Below are 20,160 nucleotides of genomic sequence, written 5' to 3'. Positions count from 1 at the left end.
AACTACCTGTAAATATTTGCCTGGTAAAGTATTATTTAATTTTTAACAATCGGTAAAGGTGCTTAAAAAGGGACTTCTTCGCTAATTGTTTAAAGGCAATACCATAGGCATTTGGCGTGAAAAAAGTGGGGCTAGTTAACGAGTAGAAACCAAGCTATTTTGTCTTCACTTGCTATTAGGTGTTGAGACGATTTTCTTGCATTTTTTAGACTAAGTTACTTAGCAAGCCATAATCTTGCTGCTAGATGCAAACCTCGCTTTGTTATTTACTTTTTAGATGCTTTAACCATAGATCACGAATAACAACTTTAAAGTGTTTTATTGATATTGATCAAAAAACTAGCAAGTAGCTGTTTTTTATTAATTTCAGTCGTATAAATCCGTTTATTTAATATCCAAACCCTGTAGAATGGGTGCGTTTTTTCACATATTTTTTACAAAGTATTACATTTAGACTTTGCTTCTTTAATGTTTTCAATTGGATAAGTAGTAACATGCCAAAAAGCAGCCCCCCGTTTTTGCATACTTTTCTTTTAAACTATGCCCTGCCAGATCGCGCTCGCAAGCTAGGTTTAGGGGTATTGATTTCTGCTCTGTCGAGCAGTGCTGCGTTTGCCGCAACCGTTGATAATAGTTACACCGAAAATCAAGGCAAAATCGCGATTGATCACAATTTTGCTGCCTTTACGGGCAGTGATTATTCAGGTGGCTCATTGGCAACAACAATTTCCAATAGCACCGCTCATGATAAATTAACCTTAGCCGCAGATGCCAACACATCGACCACTAGTGGTGAGCTGTCGGTGGTTGGCAATCAAGTTTTTCTTGGTGATGGCAGCACCGCGATTCCTGTGGGTAGTGTTGATAGCACAAATAATGGTGACAGTGGCAAATCGCTGCAAGTGAATTTTTCTGCTGGCTTTGAAAATGCCAACTACGAGGTTGGCAGTAATGGTGATACCAGTATTCAAGGCTGGACGAATGTGTTATCGCAAGTGATTACTGGTCAAACGGTGATTGCGGGGCAAGTGGTACCACTCGATACAGTATACCCAACGACGGGGGACGACAGTTGTTCTAATATTGGGCCGAGAAACCAAGATAAAAATACCCCCAATAGTTTAGGCACTTTAAGTGTCCAGTTGACGACTGCGGAAATCCGCGCTGGCTCAGAAGGCGCCGCCGCGCAATTGAGCAGCACCAATGTATCCACACAAGTGGGCTGCGATATTGTGCGTGGCCCAGCAATTTATAGTAATAGCCTAGTCACCGTTGAGGCGGGCGATACCATAGCATTTGATTGGCGTGCCAAAGGTGGCCAGGATGCTTATGATGTCTACGGCTATATTATCGATGTTAATGATGCTAATAAATTCCAAATATTACTTAACCAAACTGGTCAAAACACCAATGCAACAAATTGGCAAACTGCATCCGCTACTATTGCTCAAGCAGGAACATATCGCTTTGTTTTTGTTGCCGGTACCTATGACTATAGTGGTGGGACCTCGGCTGGTGCACAGTTGTTTATGGACTCGTACCGTATTGCTCGCAAAAATCCAGCGCCAGTATTAACCGCTGCTAACATTCAAACGCTCGCACAAAAGCTGCGTTATGAAAATAACAATGACAACATTAATACCACCACGCGAACGCTGGCCATTACTGCAACTGATAAAAACGCTGCACAGATCTCAAGTCCAGCGAATATCGTGATTAGCGCGGTAAATGATGACCCTGTAATTTCCGGTGTTAATGCGAAAAGCTTGTTGGAAAGTCAAACGCAAGTGGCCGACTACAACGCCACAGATGCTGAGAATGACAGCCTAACTTTTTCCGTGACAGGTACCGATGCTAGCGTTTTTACTATCAATAAGGCTGGCTTGTTAACCTTTAAATCTGTGCCCTCGTTTTCGTCTCCCAGTGATAGCGACAGTAACAATCAATACCAAGTTAATGTAGTGGTGACCGACGACGGTAGCCCAGCAGCGAGCGATTCTATTGCCGTTACGGTTACTGTTCAGCAAGACAGTGACAAAGACGGTGTTGCCAACAGCGTGGAAACAAGCCAAGGGACAGATCCGTTTGATCAGCAAGATTATCAAGACACTGATAACGACGGTGTGCCAGACGCGCTTGATGATAACGGCAATATTGACGATGACTCAGGTAATGGTCTAGCGAACTACTTTATCGAATACCCCCAATCATTCCAGTGTGACGGTGATTACTTTATTTCTCAGCGTGACACTTTATTCCACCTAGACACCACCAAAACGCCGTTTGCGTTTAACGATGTTGCCCCCGCAGGGTTTCGCGGCAAGCAACTGATTAACTCGATTGGTTTTAACTATCAAGATGGTTACTACTACGCGACGCGAAACTCACGTAGTAATGAAATTCTACGAATTGAGGCGTCTGGTAATGTCCGTAATATGGGGGCAGTGACTGGTTTACCTCGTAGCCACTATATTCGCGGTGATTTTGACCTCAAAGGCACATACTACATTGCGACTAATCGACGGTTACATCGTATTAACCTAGAAACCATGACGGCAACCACACACTGGTTGCATGGTTACTTTGCGCCGCCTGATTTTGCCTTTAATGTGCGCGATGGCCATTTATATGGTGCGCAAAACAATCGTTTATATAAGTTGGACACAACAACTTACGAAGTGACTTCGCAAGTGATTAAAAACTTGCCATCTTCTGGCTATGGCTCTGCATGGTTTGACGCCGCTGGTCGTTTCTTCTTCTCATCAAACCAAACCGGTAATATTTTCCGTGTAGATGATTTTAACAATCCGGTTGCCAATCATGTATCTAAAGGCATGCCAACGTCGATTAACGATGGTGCATCGTGTGCAGGCTCGCCAATTCTCGAGCACACTATTTCGCCTGCTAGTACTTCGCCATTGCAAGAAGTTACGCACACTTACACCATAGACAACGGTTTACCTTCTACCGAGCCGCTAGGTAATAACTTATCGTTTAATTTTGCTGACAGTTTATCTGATGGTCGTACTTTTGTTGCTGACTCTTTAACCATTACTGGTGCAGCGAATAGCCCAACGATAAATAGTTACGCTGGTGGCGCATCACTGACTATCGATAATATTGAATTGGCTCCGGTCAGTCAGCTTGTGGTCACGGTAAAAGTCAAAATCCCTGCTAATTTAGGTGGCACTTATTATAACCAAGCCAAATTAACTGGTGTTGCACGTTACTTAGGTGGGCCGGAAATTTTGTCAGACAACCCTGGCGGAACACGCCCAGACGCAACGCCATTAGTTGTCGTCAGCGGCAGCGCTAACAATACCTTTACCGGCGCTGTGTATAACGATCTCAATCGAAATGGTAGCCGTGACCGCGGTGAGCCAGGTGTTGCTGGTGTTAAAGTTAAGCTTGATAGCGCCAATGAAATCAATACAGATGGTGATGGTAATTACCAGTTTAGTGCGCTGACAGATAATAACTATATTGCCCGTATTGAATTGCCAAGCGGCTTTACTCTGGTTGGCCCGAATCCATTAAACAAAGTCGCGCTAGCGGGTGGTAACACTGCAGCCAATAACGACTTTGCGATATTTTCGAAAGCGTCGATTATCGGCACCGTTTATAACGACATCGACGGTAACAAACGCCGTGATGCCGATGATGAACCGGGCATTAAAGACGTTACGGTTAACCTAATTAACTTCGTTAATAACCAAAAGCGGATAATCGCCACGACAACGACTATTGATGGCGGTTTCTATAGCTTTGAGCAGTTAAATGGCGGCTTGTACTATGTAGAGCAAATTGATGATAGTGCCTACAGCAGTGTCTCTGACAATTTAGTGGAAGTTAACTTGTTAAGTGGTCGCCAAGTAAAGAAAGACTTTGCCGATATGCTTAAAGGGACAATTTCCGGTCGTGTTTTTGATGATGCAAACGGCAATGGTATTCAAGATACTGGCGAAGACCCGCTGGTGGGCGTATCTGTTAGTATCACGGAGCGAGGCGCTAAAAATCCGCTTGAAAGCAAAACTACTGATGAGTTAGGTGCCTACAGCTTTAGTGTTGCGGCGAACAAGTCGTATATTGTTAAAGAATCTGATCCTGTTGGTTTTAACAGTATTACCAGTAACGAGCGTACCACCAGTGTTGGCGTTGGCGGCGCCGCTGTTGCCAACTTTGCCGATATCAAACAATCGGTGATTTCAGGTGTTGCCTTCGAAGATTTGAATGGCAATAAAGTTCAAGACCTTGAAGAGCTTGGCCTGTCTGGCATCAAGATCACGCTCAACAATGGCGCACCAATAACAACAGGCCCAGGTGGGCGATATCAATTTAACAATGTTACGGCTGGCACTTATGACGTTGCTAGTGCCAAGCCAAATAACTTTGTTCATGCCAGTGCTGACATTCAAAAAGTTACTATCTTACAAGGTCAATCGAACACCGCTAATTTTGCCTTTGTCGCCACTAACTCAGTTTCAGGCACAGTCTTCATTGATTACGATGCCAATGGAGAACAAGGGGCTAATGAAGCCGGTGTCTCTGGTGTCTTAGTCGAGTTATCAAATGGACTGTTTACACACACTGGCGATGATGGTCGTTATGAGTTTGCCAATGTTGTGGTTGGCAAATATGACCTTGCAATTACTGCGCCCGACGGTTTTAGTGCAACCACAGGGGTTAAAAAAGAGATCACCCTGACAGGTTCTAATGCGGCAACTCAAGGGTTTGGTTTGCGCCCTGATGGCGTCATCTCAGGGATCGCGTTTAATGATCTGAATGGTGATGGCAGCCTTAATAGCAATGAACAGGGCCTAGGTGATGTTGAGGTTAAACTCGATGATGGTAATCCTGTAGACACCACTATTGACGGTAGTTTTAAGTATGCGTTCCTAACGGCGACTGAAAAAACGGTTTCAGCGGCGGTGCCAACTGGTTTTGCTGCGACGACGAAACTGTCTCAGGGTAAAACGCCAAGTGCGAGTGTCAATTTTGGCTTTGTTCAGCTCGGCTCTATCTCTGGCGTGGTGTTTAGCGATGCGAACGGCAATGGTGTGCAAGATAGCGGCGAGGCAGGTTTGTCTGGCGCGACAGTCTCTATCTCTGGTGCTGATACTGGCTCTACCAAAACCGATGGCGCAGGTAATTACACTTTCACCAATTTAACCGGGGGCAGTGAAACCTTATCCGCTAGCTATAATAGCGATTACTTTAACATCAACGAAAACCCGCATAAGCTGACGCTTACCGACAAAGCGGTTTACAACTTTGCGTTACAAGAAAACATTGCACCGGTTGCCAATAATGACGTGGCGACAGTGGTTGAAGACAGTGCAAATAACGAAATTGATGCGCTAAACAACGATACGGATGCCAATGGTGACACCCTAACCATTACCTTAGCATCAGCCAGTAATGGCCGCGCTGCGATTGTGAATAACAAAATCAGCTATACACCTAACGGTGACTTTTCTGGGCGAGCGAGCATTAGCTACACCATTAGTGATGGTCGTGGCGCGACAAATTCTGGCACCATTACTGTGACGGTTGCTGGTGTAAGTGATGCGCCAACGGCTAATCGTCAGCGGTTAAGCACGGTTGAAGAAACGGCTGTACCTATTACGCTAACGGGTAATGATGTCGACGGCGATAGCTTAACCTTTAGTGTGCAAACAGGGCCAGCCAATGGCACTGTCTCTGGCAGTGGCGCGAATATTACCTATACGCCAGTAAAAGACTTTTTCGGTACCGATAATTTCACCTTTGTCGCCAATGATGGCAACAATGACTCTGCGCCAGCGACTGTTACTATTGAAGTAAGCAATGTTAATGATGCCCCAACGGCTCAAGGACAAAGCGTTGAGCTTACTGAAAATACCCGTGAGTCGATTACGCTTACAGGCAGTGACGTCGATGGTGACAGTCTAACTTACCTAGTGGCAACCCCACCAACCAATGGTACTTTAACGGGCAGTGGTGCCACGTTAACTTATCAACCAAACCAAGATTATATTGGCGAAGACAGCTTTACCTTTACCGTGAATGATGGCCAGCTCGCTTCTGATCAAGCGAGGGTTTCAATTACTGTAAATGCTGCTAATAATGCACCGCAGGCATTAGATGACAGTGTGACGGTTGAGCAAAACAGTATTGATAACCCAGTCAATGTACTTGCTAATGATAGTGATATTGATGGCGATGAATTAGTCGTCAGCAGTGCTGCTGCCAACCATGGTCATGTCGTTATTCTGGCCAATGGCGCATTGAACTATACACCAGAACAATCATTCCATGGTGAAGACACTATCGCCTATAGCATTAGTGATGGCAAAGGAGGCTCAGCCTCGGCCAGCGTTAAGGTGACCGTGAGTGAAAAGCCGGTTAACAAAGCGCCGATTGCCGTTGATGATAGTGTTACGATCAGCACTATTAACACGACAACAATTGATGTTTTAGCAAATGATTCAGATCCTGAGAATGATGAATTATCAGTTGTCAGCGCTTCGTCTGATTTTGGTAACACTCAAGTCGTCAATCAGCAAGTGCAGTTTACACCTTACCAAGGGGTGAGCGGTTTGCTTGTAGTTAACTACAGCATTGAAGATAGTGCAGGCAATACAGCATCAGCTCAAGTATTGGTTGATTTTGACAACACCCTCGCACCTGAAATCACTTTACCGCAAGACTTGTGTGGCGAGTTTACGGTTAATGCTAACGCTCTGTATACGCGTGTTGAACTAGGGCAAGCATCAGCGGTTGACCGCTTTGGTAATACAGTTCCCGTATCGCTTGTTGACGGTATTTCACTTTTCCCGCCGGGTTTAAATGAAGCCGCTTGGCAGGCAACCGATAGCGAGGGCAATACACGTATTGCCGTGCAGAAAGTCTGTGTTTTACCGCTTGTTTCACTTGCTAAAGATCAAATTACCAGTGAGGGGCAGAGTTTAACTATTGGTGTTCACTTAAACGGCAATGCTCCTGTGTATCCTATGGTTGTGCCATACACCGTCAGTGGTACTGCCAATAGTGACGATCATAATCTCGTGTCAGGTGAGCTGGTTATCGAGCAAGGTACGGATGCCTCTATAGCGGTAAAAATTACCGAAGACGGCAACAGCGAAGGCGACGAAACACTGGTGGTAAGCTTAGATTCGAGTGTCAATTTAGGTGATAAATCTACTCATACCATCACGATCAGTGACGGTAACATCGCTCCGCAAGTTACACTTAATGTTAGTCAGCAAGCACAAGAACGTTTGTTGATTACCGCCGATGGTGGTGAAGTCGTTATTCGCACCAGTGTTACCGACGCAAATGTCGCTGATGAACACAGCTACCAATGGCAGATAAACGATGCAAGTGTTACCAACACTAGTACTAACCCCGACATTTTTAGCTTTGATCCCACACAGCTTGCCGCTGGACTGTATCGTATTGATGTCGAAGTTACCGATAATGGCGTACCAGCTAAGTCTGCTAGCTCTTTTGTTTATATTGAGTTAGTCGGTCAACTACCAGAGCTAACTGACGCGGATACTGATGGCGATTTGATCCCTGATAATCAGGAGGGCTTTGGTGATAGTGATGCCGACGGTATTGCAGATTATCTGGATGCAACACCAGAGTGTAATGTCTTACCTGAGCAAGCAATTGTTACCAATGCTTACTTAGTCGAAGGGCAAGCCGGCGTTTGTTTGCGCCGTGGTGAGTTCACTTTAATGGGGGAAACCGGTGGTGCTCAAATCACAGATAACGATGTGGCTAACGAAGGTGACCAGCTGACTCAAGATACCGAAGCCACTAATATTGGCGGTATCTTTGATTATATTGCCTATGGTTTGCCTGTTCAGGGCAGCAGTTACGCAATCGTTATGCCGCAGCGTAACCCTGTGCCGGAAAATCCTGTCTATCGTAAATTTAATTTGGCGCAAGGTTGGCATAACTTTATTGAAGATGCCAACAACAGCTTGTGGTCTACAGCTGGTGAGCCGGGCTACTGTCCGCCGCCTGCGGTTGACAACAACAGTGTTTGGACACCGGGTTTAACGCCGGGTCACTGGTGTGTGCAAATGGTGATTGAAGATGGTGGGGTTAACGATGATGACGGTGAAGCTAATGGCACTGTTGTTGATCCAGGCTACGTCGGCGTATTGAAAACAGCTAACCAGCTCCCGGTTGCTGAGGACGATAGCGAAACCTTACTGGTTAATTCAGAAATCACACTTGATGTGCTGGCCAATGACAGCGATGCCGATGGTGATGTGCTAACAATCAGCTCAGCAACGGCGAACATAGGTGAAGTGTCCATTGTTGATGAGCAGCTGCACTTTACTCCACCGCCAAACTATAACGGTGATGTGGTCATTATCTATGGTATTACTGATAGCCAAGGCGGTACGGCACAAGCCGAAGTGACACTCAGCATTATTCCAAACAATGCGCCACAAGTAAGTGGTGAGCAAAGTGAGATGAACCAAGGTGAAGAACTTACCATTAACTTGCTTGAAAATGACACCGACCCAGAAGGCGATACGCTAACGCTAGTGCGTGTTGAAGTAAATGCTGAGCAAGGCCAAGTGAACTTCAACAGCAATGGTCAGGCAAGTTTCACCCCTGCGGCCAATTTCTCTGGGGCAGTGCTGATTAATTATATCGTTGAGGACACAGTGGGTAATCAAAGCCAAGGGCAATGGCAAATCAAGGTTGTGCCATTAACACAAATTCAGGCACAAACCAAAGGTGGCGGTAGTGTTAACCTATGGATGTTATTGCTGCTTGTACTATTAACCGCGCGCTTAAAGTGGCAAGCAAAAGGATAAGTAATGAAGAAGTATAACCTGATAACCGCCAGCATTTTATCAGCGGGCGTAATGGCCAGTAGTCATGTGATGGCTGATAGCAGCCAATGTGATTCGCAAGACGCTCATTATCAACAATGTGACAATCAACTTGGTTGGTACCTTGGCGCAGATGTTGGTATTGCCAAAACGGATGTGGGTCGCAGCGACGTTGAGCGATTTTTCGAACAATCTCAGCTTGATGCTGATGTGGTCGATGTTGATGATCAAGGCAATGCTTGGTCAGCATTTATCGGCTATCAATTTAATACTTACTTCGCCATTGAGCTTGGTTATCTAGATTTGGGTGATCGCAGCGTTGATTTTACCGGGCAAACGGCTGACCTTGATGCATTTTACGATAATGTCGAGCATATCTACCCACAATCTGCGGAAGGTGGCACCATTAATGTCGTGGCGTCGTATCCATTGTCAGAGCGCTTTAAAGTATCGGGTAAGCTGGGGTATTTTGATTGGCGTGGTGACTATCAAACGCGTGAATCAGGACAGGGTGTGGGGCAAGACAGTGTGTCAGATCAAGATATCTGGTATGGCGTTGAGCTTAACTATCGCGTAGCAAACAATTGGCAAGCCTATTTAGGCTTTTCTCAGGTCAACCTAAGTCGTGACGACAATGAGGTATTCAACTTGGGTATACGTTACTACTTTGGTGGTGGCAAGACTCATACTGTGAAGCAAAAATCTGAGCCAGTGGTTAACGAGGACAAAAACTCGACTAACTCAGTAAATTCGCAATCGACACTATTAAAACAACCACAGCCAGTAAAAGTGCTAGAGCAAGATACTGACAATGATGGCGTGTTCGATCATATAGATAAGTGCGCGCAAAGTGATAGCCGCTATCAGGTTGATAGTGACGGTTGCACCTTAATGCAGCCGCAACAAGCCAGCTTTAACTTAGTAGTACGCTATGCCAATGACAGTGCTGAAATCGCCCCCAGCTATTTTGAAAAAATTGCTGAATTAGCAGAATTTGTGAATAAGTATCGGGTCAATAGCTTAACCGTTACGGGTCATACGTCAGCACCCGGCAGTAAGGCTTACAATCAAACCTTATCAGAGCAACGAGCACAATCACTTGCTAAAATACTGGTCGAGCAATATCAGATCAAACCTGAAATTATTAACACGCAGGGCAAAGGTGAGAGTGATTTACTTGATACGTCGAATAATGAGCAAGCTCATCAGCTCAATCGTCGTATTGAATTGAGCTTAAAAGAAGAATTGCTATTACCTGTAAAAAAATAGCGAATACTTAGATAAGCTGTAGATTAATAAAAGGGCGCTTAAAGAAAACTTTAAGCGCCCTTTTTGTTACTCAAAACTTCTCAGCTCACGTTAGCTCATATTTGCTCACGATAAAAAAGCCTAACACGCATAGCGATCCGGCAGCCTTGAGTTGCTAGCTAGATATTTTATCTAGCCAGCGTTGGCTCACTCTAGCGCTCACTGACTTAATTTGGTCAAGGTGCTAGATTTTAATCAATTGCTTACCTGTATTTACGCCTTTGTATAAGTCGGCGAGTGCTTGCGGCGCATTTTCCAACCCTTCCGTGATATTTTCGCGATATTTTAATTCGCCTTGCGTGTACCACTGGGCAAGTTGCTGCAATGCGGCTGGCGCTTTAGCGGTGTGATCAATCAAGACAAAGCCCATTACGGTTAAGCGCTTAGTTAAGATATGGCGATCGCGGCGTGGGCCTAATGGTGTTTCTGGCTCCCAGCTTTCAACGGCAGCGGTGCCGACTTGTAGCGCACGAGCGTTCATCGCTAGGTTAGGGTATACGGCATCGGCGATAGCGCCAGAGGTGTTATCAAAAAATACGTTGATGCCTTCTGGCGCAAGCTCAGCAATGGCTTTTTCTAAGTTTTCGGTAGTCTTGTAGTTAAGCGCGTGATCGTAGCCAAATTCATCAACGCACATCTCAACTTTGTCGTCGCTACCCGTTAAACCAATGACTTTACAGCCTTTAATTTTGGCAATTTGACCAGCGATACTACCTACGCCACCAGCGGCAGTTGAAATTAATACGGTTTCATCCGCTTCAATTTTACCCAGCTCATTAAGCACCAAGTAGGCAGTTAAACCATTTGGTCCTAGTGCGCCCAGTGCACTTGAAATTGGTGCGAGATCTGGGTTTATTTTGCGTACCATAGGGTTAGGTTCGCACACACAGTATTCTTGCCAACCGAAAATGCCGTAAACCGTGTCGCCTTTGGCATAATCAGGGTGTTTCGAATCGACAATTTCACCGACACAAATTGAACGCATGACTTCATCAATTTGCACCGGTGGTAAATAGTTTGGCTCTAGTGATACCCAACCGCGCATTGCTGGGTCAATCGATAGGTAAATATTTTTAACGGCAATTTGCCCCTCAGCCAGTGTTAACTCTAGCTCGGCGGTTTTTGCTGAAAAGTGCTCTGGGCCCGGGATACCATCAGGGCGTGTTGATAATACGATTTGGCGATTTTGCATCACACTCTACCTTTTATGCTTAGCTGCTAATAATAATTTGTTGTTCCATTATAACCATCATGCCAGTAACGGGTTATCAGGTAATCTATTAACGGTAATACAATTTTTGAATAACGACAGGCTGTTTTTGCCAGTTATTGATTGCCAGCTCGCTCGCTTTTGCTGTGAATGATAGCGCTCGTAAATTAGCTCGCGTAAAATCCTTGTTTTGTTCTTCGTTATCTTTGCTTGTCAATGGCTAAACCTCGTAAAAAGCTACCGGAAAAGTCTGTCGATATTTATTGCAGTAAGTGTAATAGCGCCTTATTTCAGTATAAAAAAGGCGGTAAAGGGGCGTTGGTAAAATGCTTTAAAGAGCGTATTACCAAAGACTTCACTCATGCGCCTTGTCAGTGCCCTAATTGTCAGCAAGTGTTTGCCCGTGAAACGCTGATTCGTGGCACACCTGCGTATAAAATGATTGGCGGCAAGGTGTGGTTTAAATAATCCCGTATTTGTTACTTATGTTTATATCATTTGATAGGGCTTAGCTGTGTATTTTGCGTGCGGTTTAAGCGGGTTGAATTTAGCCTTTGTTTGATGGTTATCAATTGTGAATGAGTTAACACAACATCCAAGCGTTAGTTTGTTTAATATTTATGTTTTGTCTGTATGGCTTGTAACAATGCTTGACTAAATTAGAGTGAAGTTATCCAAAAGCAAAATTTACTCAGTGACACTTGCGAGATAAGCAGTGTTTTAAAATGGCAGTAGCAACGAGGTGTTTGATGTATAAATAGTTGTTTTTAGTATCGCTAATGGCGCTTAGCGTCGTTAGTTGTGGCGGTGGTAGCGGTGATTCTGGCAGTGCCTCGACAAATACGAGTGCGCCAGACCCTTCTGCTGGCTCGGATAATAGCGGCGCTAGTTCAGGCGGTAGCTCTAGCAGTAGCGGGAATTCGGGCAACGGTGATAGCTCAGGTGCTGGTGATAATTCAGGTGCTGGTGATAATTCAGGTGCTGGCGATAATTCTGGTGCTGGTGATAATTCAGGTGCTGGTAATGGCTCAGACTCTGGCAATGGACAGTCATCACAACCGACTTTAAAACCGAACTCCAGCATCAGCATTGGTCGAACAATAAATGTGTTAATGTTGCACTCGCATACCACAGATCAGCGAGCATTGCGCCAAGATGAAATTGACGCATCTTTTGATTTGGTCAAAGAGGTGTTGGCATATAATCAGGTCACTAACAGCTATCAAGTCAGTTACGCTCAGTATGAGTCTGCCCAATCGAGCCAAGAGATGCTGGCCTACAACGCAAATAGCGGTAACTATCCTGAGTCAAATGCCCTTGTTCAGTCAGCGTGGATAAAAGACAGTGCCAATATCGAAATGTTGAATCGCGCCGATATTGTGGTGTTGAGAACGAGTTTTAACAGCGAAAATACATCGGGCTCTTTCTGGGGAGCGGGCACTGGTGAAACACCCATTTGGCCGAAATTAGCGGCAATTGAAGGGCTGAAACAAGAGCTCGTCTTTTTCAATGCGCCAACAGATCCTGAAACTCAAGGGTTTCCTTACCCCCACAATCCTTACTTGGCTGATAGCCTAAAAATTTCGCGCTTTGATCGCATTTTTGCACATGAATTTATCCATGCGTTGGGTTACCAAGCTCATGATGAAGGGGTTGATGTTCATCAAACAGAAGCATTCTCAACCAGAGTGCGCGATGATTTAGCCTACTCGCCAACAGTTGGCGATACCCTCTCCTATGGCGACTGTTTTTCGGTTATGGGCAATGCGGATTGTTCGTTGATGCTGTCACCTTCTGCTAAAGAGCTATTGGGGGTTAATCTTGATGCGGTTTCGGTTTATCAAACACAAAAAGTGCAGCTGGCTAATGGCCAAGTGCTCAAAGCCTTGTTAGAGCAGTCGACTGGTATTACTGGGTACGAGCAAATTTTGACTTATATTACCTTGGCAACGCCTGACAACAGCAACTACGGCCAAAGCCTTAACGGGGATATTGAACTGGCGGATGCTAGCCATAGCCTGCAGGCGAACAAGCAAGGTTACTTGTTGCGTTTGGTCAAAGTTGATGTCTCAACAGAGACAACCCCTAACGTTGTGCTACTGGATGCATCTCCACCGTTAAATGATGTTGATTACACCTTAAACGTTGGTGACACCATTAGTGTGGGGCAAGGTAAAAATAGAGTACTTATCTCAAACCGCTGAGCAGGCTGAATTTCAGCTAACGTACTTTTAGGCAGCCAACGGCGCAGCTTTATCTCATCAATTAATAAAGCGCAGCTTGAGAAAATAAAAAAGGAGTCATATGACTCCTTTTTGCTTTTTAAAATAGTTTATTAAATATAGTTTGTTAAATATAGTTTGCTAAATCGTCATTTTATGGCTGAAAGTGACGATTAAAGAAATTCACAATCGTGCTATTCAAATGCACTTTCACTGCTTTGCCACGCATACTGTGCTTGCTGCCTGGGTAGGTCATTAGTTCAAACGTTTTGTTTTTATCTTGCATCGCTTTGATCAGCTTAGTGGTATTGGTAAATAGCACGTTATCGTCGGCCATGCCGTGATATACCAAGAGATCGCCAGATAAGCCATCAATATAAGGAAAAACGCTGCTCGCATCGTAACCTGCTTGGTTAGCTTGTGGGTGATTTAAGTAACGCTCGGTGTAGTGTGTGTCATACAACATCCAGTCGGTAACCGGCGCGCCAGAAACCCCTGCTTGAAAGTAATCGCCGGCTTTGAACATCGCCATTAATGCCATGTAGCCGCCATAAGAGTGGCCATAAATACCAATACGCTCTTTGTCGACGAAAGGCAAGGTATGCAGGTACTTCACACCTGTAATTTGGTCGGTCACCTCAACATCGCCTAGCTTCTCGTAAATTGGAAACTCAAATGCAGTACCGCGATAGTTGGAGCCACGGTTGTCGAGCTGGAATACCACATAGCCTTGTTGCACTAAATACTGGGTTAAGTACTCTTTGCTGCCCCACTGGTTGGTAACGCGCTGTGCGTGTGGACCGCCATAAACGCGCACGATAACTGGGTATTGTTTACCCGGTGCCATAGTGGTTGGCTTGTAGAGTTTGTAATACAGGTTCGCCTGACCGTCATCTGAGGCGAGTGAACCAAATTCGGGTGCCACCCAGTCACTCAAATACGGGTTGAGTGGATGCTGTTCATCAAGCTTGTTTTCAGAAAGCCAAGTTAAATGCTCACCACCAATTTGATGCAAGCTCACTTGCTTGGGTTGGGCAATGCTTGAGTAATCGTCTAGGTAGGTTTTAAAGTCGCCAGCGATGGTGACATCGTGATAGCCGTTGCGCTTAGTGACACGAGCGACATGCTCGGGTGATTTACCCGACAATGGCGCTTTGTATAGATGGCGTTCAAGTGGCGTATCGGCACGACCGGTGAAATACACCCAACCATTTGCTTCGTCAACGGCTTTTACACTGTCAACCACCCATTGACCCTTGGTCAGTTGTGCTTGTAACTCGCCTTTTTTATTGTAGCGATAAAGGTGCTTAAAGCCATCGCGCTCAGACGCCCAAATAAAACTGCCATCGCTGAGGAAGGTTAGATCGTCATTGAGGTTTAGCCAGTGATCTGAGGTTTCCGTAAGCAAAGTTTTCTGGCGACGCGATTTGATGTTGTAGCTGCGCAGCTCAAGTGTTTGTTGGTTGCGACTTTGCCACTGATAGGTTAGCTGTTGGCTGTCTGGCATCCAGTTAACACGTGGCAGGTAAATATCGCTTTCTTCGCCTGTATCGACAAATCGAATACGCTTACCTTTGACATCAACAGTTGCCAGCTGAATATTAACATTGTTAGTGCCAGTTGCTGGGTAGCGCTGCTCAATCAGCTTAATTTCTTCCGCGTAAATTTCATTGCGAATTTCCACCTGTACAGGGGATTCGTCGACCCGTAAAAACGCTAAGTTTTGCTCGTTAGGTGCCCACCAGTAGCCTGTCATACGCCCCATTTCTTCTTGGGCGACAAATTCAGACATGCCGTTTTTAATGAGTCCGCCACCGTCTTTGGTCAAGCGGCGCTCTTTGCCTGACGCTAACTCGTAAACAAAAATGTTTTGCTCACGAATAAATGAAATATAGTTGCCTTGGGGCGAGAATTTTACGTCAGTTTCAAACGCTGGCGTTTCTGTAATACGGCGTGCGGCTTGGTCGGTCAAACTGTAGTAATAGACATCGCCGTTAAGTGGAAACAACAACGCTGTGCCATCGCTAGAGAAGGTGTATTCCATAATGCCTGAGCCATAAACACGCTGGCGTTCGCGGCGTGCTTTTTCTTCATCTGAGAGGGTTTCAGGGCCAGAAAAAATATCGTTGGAATCAACCAATAAACGGTGTTGCTTGTCAGCTAAATTGTATTCCCACAAATCGTAGCGGTTTAAGTCTTCTTTCTTCCCTTGCAAGTAAGTGACGCGATGGCCATCGGGTGAAAATTTTAGCGACTTAGGGGTTTGTCCGCTCAGGGATGGTGAGCTGTGAATACGCGCTAATGAAAGCTGTTCGGCATACACAGGTTGCAATGCCAGTGCACAGCCCAGAGTGAGTGCGACACGAGTGAATAACGTCATAATAAACCTGAATTTTATTATTAATAAAAATGGTTAATCCAATGCGTTGAAGCGATAGCTGCATTAACCAAGGATTTTGTGTTGTCGCATACTAGCAAAATTCACTAGCTAAGGCTAAATCGCTTCTAATGCTTCGCTCAGCTTTTTGACGCCAATCACCTTCATTCCTTCAATTTTGGTTTTTGGCACATTGTTATATGGCACGATAGCGCGTTTAAAACCGTGTTTAGCCGCTTCGTTTATGCGCTCTTGACCACTGGGTACTGGGCGAATTTCACCCGACAGGCCAACTTCACCAAAGACCACTAAATCTTGTGGCAAAGCGCGATCGCGAAAGCTCGAAACCAAAGCTAATAGCAAGGCTAAATCGATACTGGTTTCAGTGACTTTGACACCGCCAACCACGTTCACGAAAACGTCTTGGTCATTCATTTGCAAGCCACCATGACGATGCAAAATCGCCAACAGCATGGCTAATCGGTTTTGTTCAGCACCCACTGCAACGCGTCTTGGGTTGCCCAGTGCTGAGTGATCCACTAATGCCTGAATTTCAACCAGTAGTGGGCGCGTGCCTTCCCATAACACCATAACAATACTGCCGGGCGTTTGCTCTTCGCCGCGATTAAGAAAAATGGCCGATGGGTTTTTAACTTCTTTTAGCCCTGTGCCTGTCATGCCAAATACGCCCAGTTCGTTGACTGCGCCAAAACGGTTTTTGTGGCCGCGCAGGGTGCGGTAACGAGAATCGGTCGAGCCTTCAAGCATGATTGAGCAATCAATACAGTGCTCTAGTACTTTCGGGCCAGCCAGCGAGCCGTCTTTGGTGACGTGACCCACTAAAATCATGGCAACGTGATGTTGCTTGGCAAACCGCGTCAGAAAGGCGGCGCTTTCTCTGACTTGCGAAACACTGCCGGGCGCTGATTGAATATCTGCCATGTGCATAACTTGAATGGAATCTATGACCATAATTTTCGGTTGCTCGCGTTCGGCAATATGGCAAATATTTTCAACGCTGGTTTCTGATAGCAACTTGAGTTTGTCTGTCGCTAAACCTAGGCGTTTGGCACGCATGGCGACTTGTTGTAGCGATTCCTCACCCGTGATGTAGAGTGTCGGCATTTGGCTGGCAAGGTGACACATGGTTTGTAGCAGTAGGGTACTTTTACCCGCGCCCGGCTCACCGCCGATCAAAATCGCGCTGCCCGGTACAATGCCACCACCTAAAACGCGATCAAACTCAAGGAAACCGGATGAAAAACGTGGTAAATCTGTTAAATCAATGCTGTCTAGCGTTTGTACTTGTGCGGCGACAGTGCCAGCAAAACCAGAAAAATTGCCGCCGCGGCCTGTCGCTTTCGGTTGGCGAAATTCGGAAATAGTGTTCCACGCTTTGCACTCGGGGCACTGGCCTAACCAACGAGAGAAGTCGGCGCCACATTCAGTGCAGACATAAGATGTTTTGTTTTTTGCCATGTTTTTCCTTGTCAGGTACAGATATTGCTAGCTCGTTTTGTTAGATATTGATTTTAGTTCCATTGTGTTTAAAAATTGGCGCTAAGTGTTGTTCTAACTAGTGATTTTATCGGCTATGTAGTTTATCGGCTATGTACTATGATATCTGGCTGGTGTTGTCGAATCGCTGTTAGCGCCATTGTAAAGAAAATAGAGCTTAGATGACTAAAGATTTTTCTCAACATGCAAAAATAATTGAGCGCTTTAGAGGCGAGGTTAAGCAAGCTGATTTTGAGGCTAGCTTTCTCTCTGCCACTAAAAGTCTAGCCAAAACAGAACGTTTCCTATTGAAAATGGAAATCAAACGTTTGGCACAGCCGTGTACGCGCTTAATTGATTTACGCGGCCATGTTGATGGCGACTGCAAGGCGTTTGACGATGATAACCGCACCCATTACCTCGATGATTTAGCCATTAAGGTTTACCAGGAAAGTGTTAACGCCTATGGCGCGTATACCTTTGGTGTTTATGAGGCGGTCAACAACACCGACAATAACTTTCGCGTTATTTACCAACGTGAAAAGGCGGGTAAGTTAACACCCGCTGTCAACTCAGCGGATTCACTAAAAGTACAAGAAAAGCTGCACTACCCCGCGAAGTTTGTTGCCCTTGGCGATTTTCATAATCGCCAAGAAGAGCGCATGAACTTCGCTATTCCTGTTATTGCGACACTCGCCAACGAGCAAAGATCAGAAGCGACCAGCTCAGACATCAGTATTTCTGGCGTCAAGTTTCGCTTTAATGAAATGCAAAAAGTGGCCGTTGGTGATGTCATTAAGTTGGAATTTACCGGGTTAAGCCAGGAATTTCAGTTTGGAAGTCAGTCGGTGTTCGAATACCAAGTGAAAAACATCGCGCTGGAAGATAAAATCCAATTAATTGGCGCACAGCGAATTTTAGACAAAGAAAAAGATGGCTTTAAACAGTTTTTAAAAGGCTTTATTCAAGGAAATAAACGCCGTTACAAGATTAATTTAGACAACACCATCGCCGCGCTGAAATCGCGCAGTTTAGAGCAATTCGCGTTACCTAAAATTAATGAGTTGCCGGTTTTTGTTGAAGCCAAAGACGGAAAGTTTGTGCCGCGCTTTGCGCTAACCTGTAACAACAACCAAGCGGTTTATCAATATTGGCAAAATGAAGCCAAGCAAAGCACCTTGTTTAATCTGATTGATTCTGATCGCATTGAACGCATGTTACGCGCAGACAAATCCGGTCACTCACTCTTGGTGTATAGCTTTGTTCATCAAAGCCAAGGGCGTTCATACTTCTACACGGCAGATGAAAATCAGCTTGCTCAAGACGACGCCTTTATCAAGCCGTTTTTAGGCTTTGCAGCATCCAAACCAACTTTTGCTGTGACTATGTTATCGATTATTGCGGTCGACAAACACAAAGCTACGGCGCCGTTGACGCTTGCCAATACTTTGGCAAAAAAAGATGCTTATTTGGATATGCCCATTTCTGAGGAAGTGCAGGGGCTATTATCAGGCTTGCCTTACATTGTTGTCGCAACGGATGTAACCAATAAGCAGGTGCATGCAGATTACGCACAATTTAGTTTTGAAAACATTGCGACCAGTAAATTAAAGGCGTTTGGGCACAAGCGCTTGGTGAGTCCACCGCTGATGGATGAAGTTGGCGTAAACTATCGCAACCAACGACAAGAGCCGCGCTTTGTTTATAAAACACCAGTTGAAGTGGAAGCTGAAGGGGTTACTTGGACGGGTGAAGCACAAGACTTTTCTGTCTCAGGCTTAAAGGTGCATCTGGATAAATCGGCGGTGCTTACTAAAGGTGAGATCGTTAATATCAGCTTCCCAAATTTGCAAAAAATTACCTCGAGTTTCAATCTTACATCACTGCCTTATGAAGTGATGCGGATCAACCAAAAGAAGAACATTTTGAACCTGCGCGTTCATGTTGAGCGACATCAGCATATTGGTCGAGCATTCTTTAAAGTACTGATTGAAAAAAATAGAGAAAAGCTCAAGAAAGACGAATACGCGGATATGATCCCTGGGCTGGCAAAAGCACTCAGGGCTATTTACGCGAAAAGTACCAGTGTGCCTAGCTTGTATGTGCAAACCAGTGGTAGTCGTTACAAAGTCGAAACGCTAGCGGCAAGCAGTGAACAAACGCCATTTCTCAATCGCTTGAAGCACCTTAGCGATCGACCTAGGCACCATAACTTGTATCCGCTCTTACATCACCCAGAAGCGGCCAACTTAATTAATGTCACCTTGAAAAAGCTGCAGGCCAGTGACGCGCCTGCCAGTGAAACACTCTTTATTGCGATCAAGCATGATGTGGAGTTTGTCGACAAAGCCGTCACCGCTAAACTGGCGAGTGAACTGGACAGCCCTAAGTTGAAAAAGTTATTTATTGCTAACGCACAGAAAAGTGGTGAGTTTTATTGCGTGAGAATCAAGCTATCACGGACGGCAGAGCCAGATATGGAGCATTTAAACCCAGAGCTAAGTTATATCAGCTCTTATGCGATTCACCGTGGCAAGCAAATTGAGCAAGAAATATGGAGTGTTGCAGGTGTGATGCAATGCGTTGATATTACACAGGAAGTGATATATCGACACAAGTTATTAGGTTAGCTAGTAGTCGTCAGTGTGAAATCACTAAAACGTCAAATCGCTAAAGTATTGATAAATTAAAATAAATAAGCTATTG

General features: G+C 45.2%; 9 protein-coding genes. 5 read left to right on the top strand and 4 right to left on the bottom strand.

The window, feature by feature from the left end:
- The first annotated feature begins 494 nt into the window (after positions 1–494).
- A complete protein-coding gene (locus tag DXX93_RS17300; protein ID WP_116009199.1) occupies positions 495–8,822 on the top strand; it encodes an Ig-like domain-containing protein in 8,328 nt (2,775 codons plus the stop codon).
- A gap of 3 nt (positions 8,823–8,825) precedes the next feature.
- Positions 8,826–10,109: an OmpA family protein gene (locus DXX93_RS17295; RefSeq protein WP_116009198.1), complete on the top strand. Its 1,284-nt coding sequence runs from the start codon at positions 8,826–8,828 to the stop codon at positions 10,107–10,109.
- A gap of 223 nt (positions 10,110–10,332) precedes the next feature.
- Here DXX93_RS17295 and DXX93_RS17290 read toward each other — a convergent pair whose 3' ends face one another.
- Positions 10,333–11,340, bottom strand: coding sequence for an NADP-dependent oxidoreductase (locus DXX93_RS17290; RefSeq protein ID WP_116009197.1), 1,008 nt, complete (start codon positions 11,338–11,340; stop codon positions 10,333–10,335).
- An 88-nt stretch (positions 11,341–11,428) separates the two neighbouring features.
- Positions 11,429–11,575: a hypothetical protein gene (locus DXX93_RS20820; protein ID WP_181902252.1), complete on the bottom strand. Its 147-nt coding sequence runs from the start codon at positions 11,573–11,575 to the stop codon at positions 11,429–11,431.
- Between DXX93_RS20820 and DXX93_RS17285 the strand changes: the two genes are divergently transcribed.
- A complete protein-coding gene (locus DXX93_RS17285) occupies positions 11,575–11,826 on the top strand; it encodes a hypothetical protein (RefSeq protein ID WP_116009196.1) in 252 nt (83 codons plus the stop codon). The genes DXX93_RS20820 and DXX93_RS17285 overlap by 1 nt on opposite strands.
- 311 nt (positions 11,827–12,137) lie before the next feature.
- Entirely contained in the window at positions 12,138–13,562 is a 1,425-nt protein-coding gene (locus tag DXX93_RS17275) for a hypothetical protein (RefSeq protein ID WP_181902251.1), read from the top strand.
- Between the two features lie 172 nt (positions 13,563–13,734).
- Here DXX93_RS17275 and DXX93_RS17270 read toward each other — a convergent pair whose 3' ends face one another.
- Positions 13,735–15,960: a S9 family peptidase gene (locus DXX93_RS17270; RefSeq protein ID WP_116009194.1), complete on the bottom strand. Its 2,226-nt coding sequence runs from the start codon at positions 15,958–15,960 to the stop codon at positions 13,735–13,737.
- 114 nt (positions 15,961–16,074) lie between these two features.
- Positions 16,075–17,436, bottom strand: a complete 1,362-nt coding sequence (radA, locus tag DXX93_RS17265) for a DNA repair protein RadA (RefSeq protein ID WP_116009193.1) — start codon at positions 17,434–17,436, stop codon at positions 16,075–16,077.
- A gap of 200 nt (positions 17,437–17,636) precedes the next feature.
- Here radA and DXX93_RS17260 point away from each other — a divergent pair, with 200 nt between their 5' ends.
- Positions 17,637–20,084, top strand: coding sequence for a PilZ domain-containing protein (locus DXX93_RS17260; RefSeq protein WP_116009192.1), 2,448 nt, complete (start codon positions 17,637–17,639; stop codon positions 20,082–20,084).
- The last annotated feature ends 76 nt before the right edge of the window (positions 20,085–20,160 follow it).

Source organism: Thalassotalea euphylliae, assembly GCF_003390335.1.
Taxonomy (GTDB): domain Bacteria; phylum Pseudomonadota; class Gammaproteobacteria; order Enterobacterales; family Alteromonadaceae; genus Thalassotalea_F; species Thalassotalea_F euphylliae_B.
Note: the sequence above shows the minus strand (reverse complement) of the source record. Positions and strands in the feature narration are given on the sequence as shown.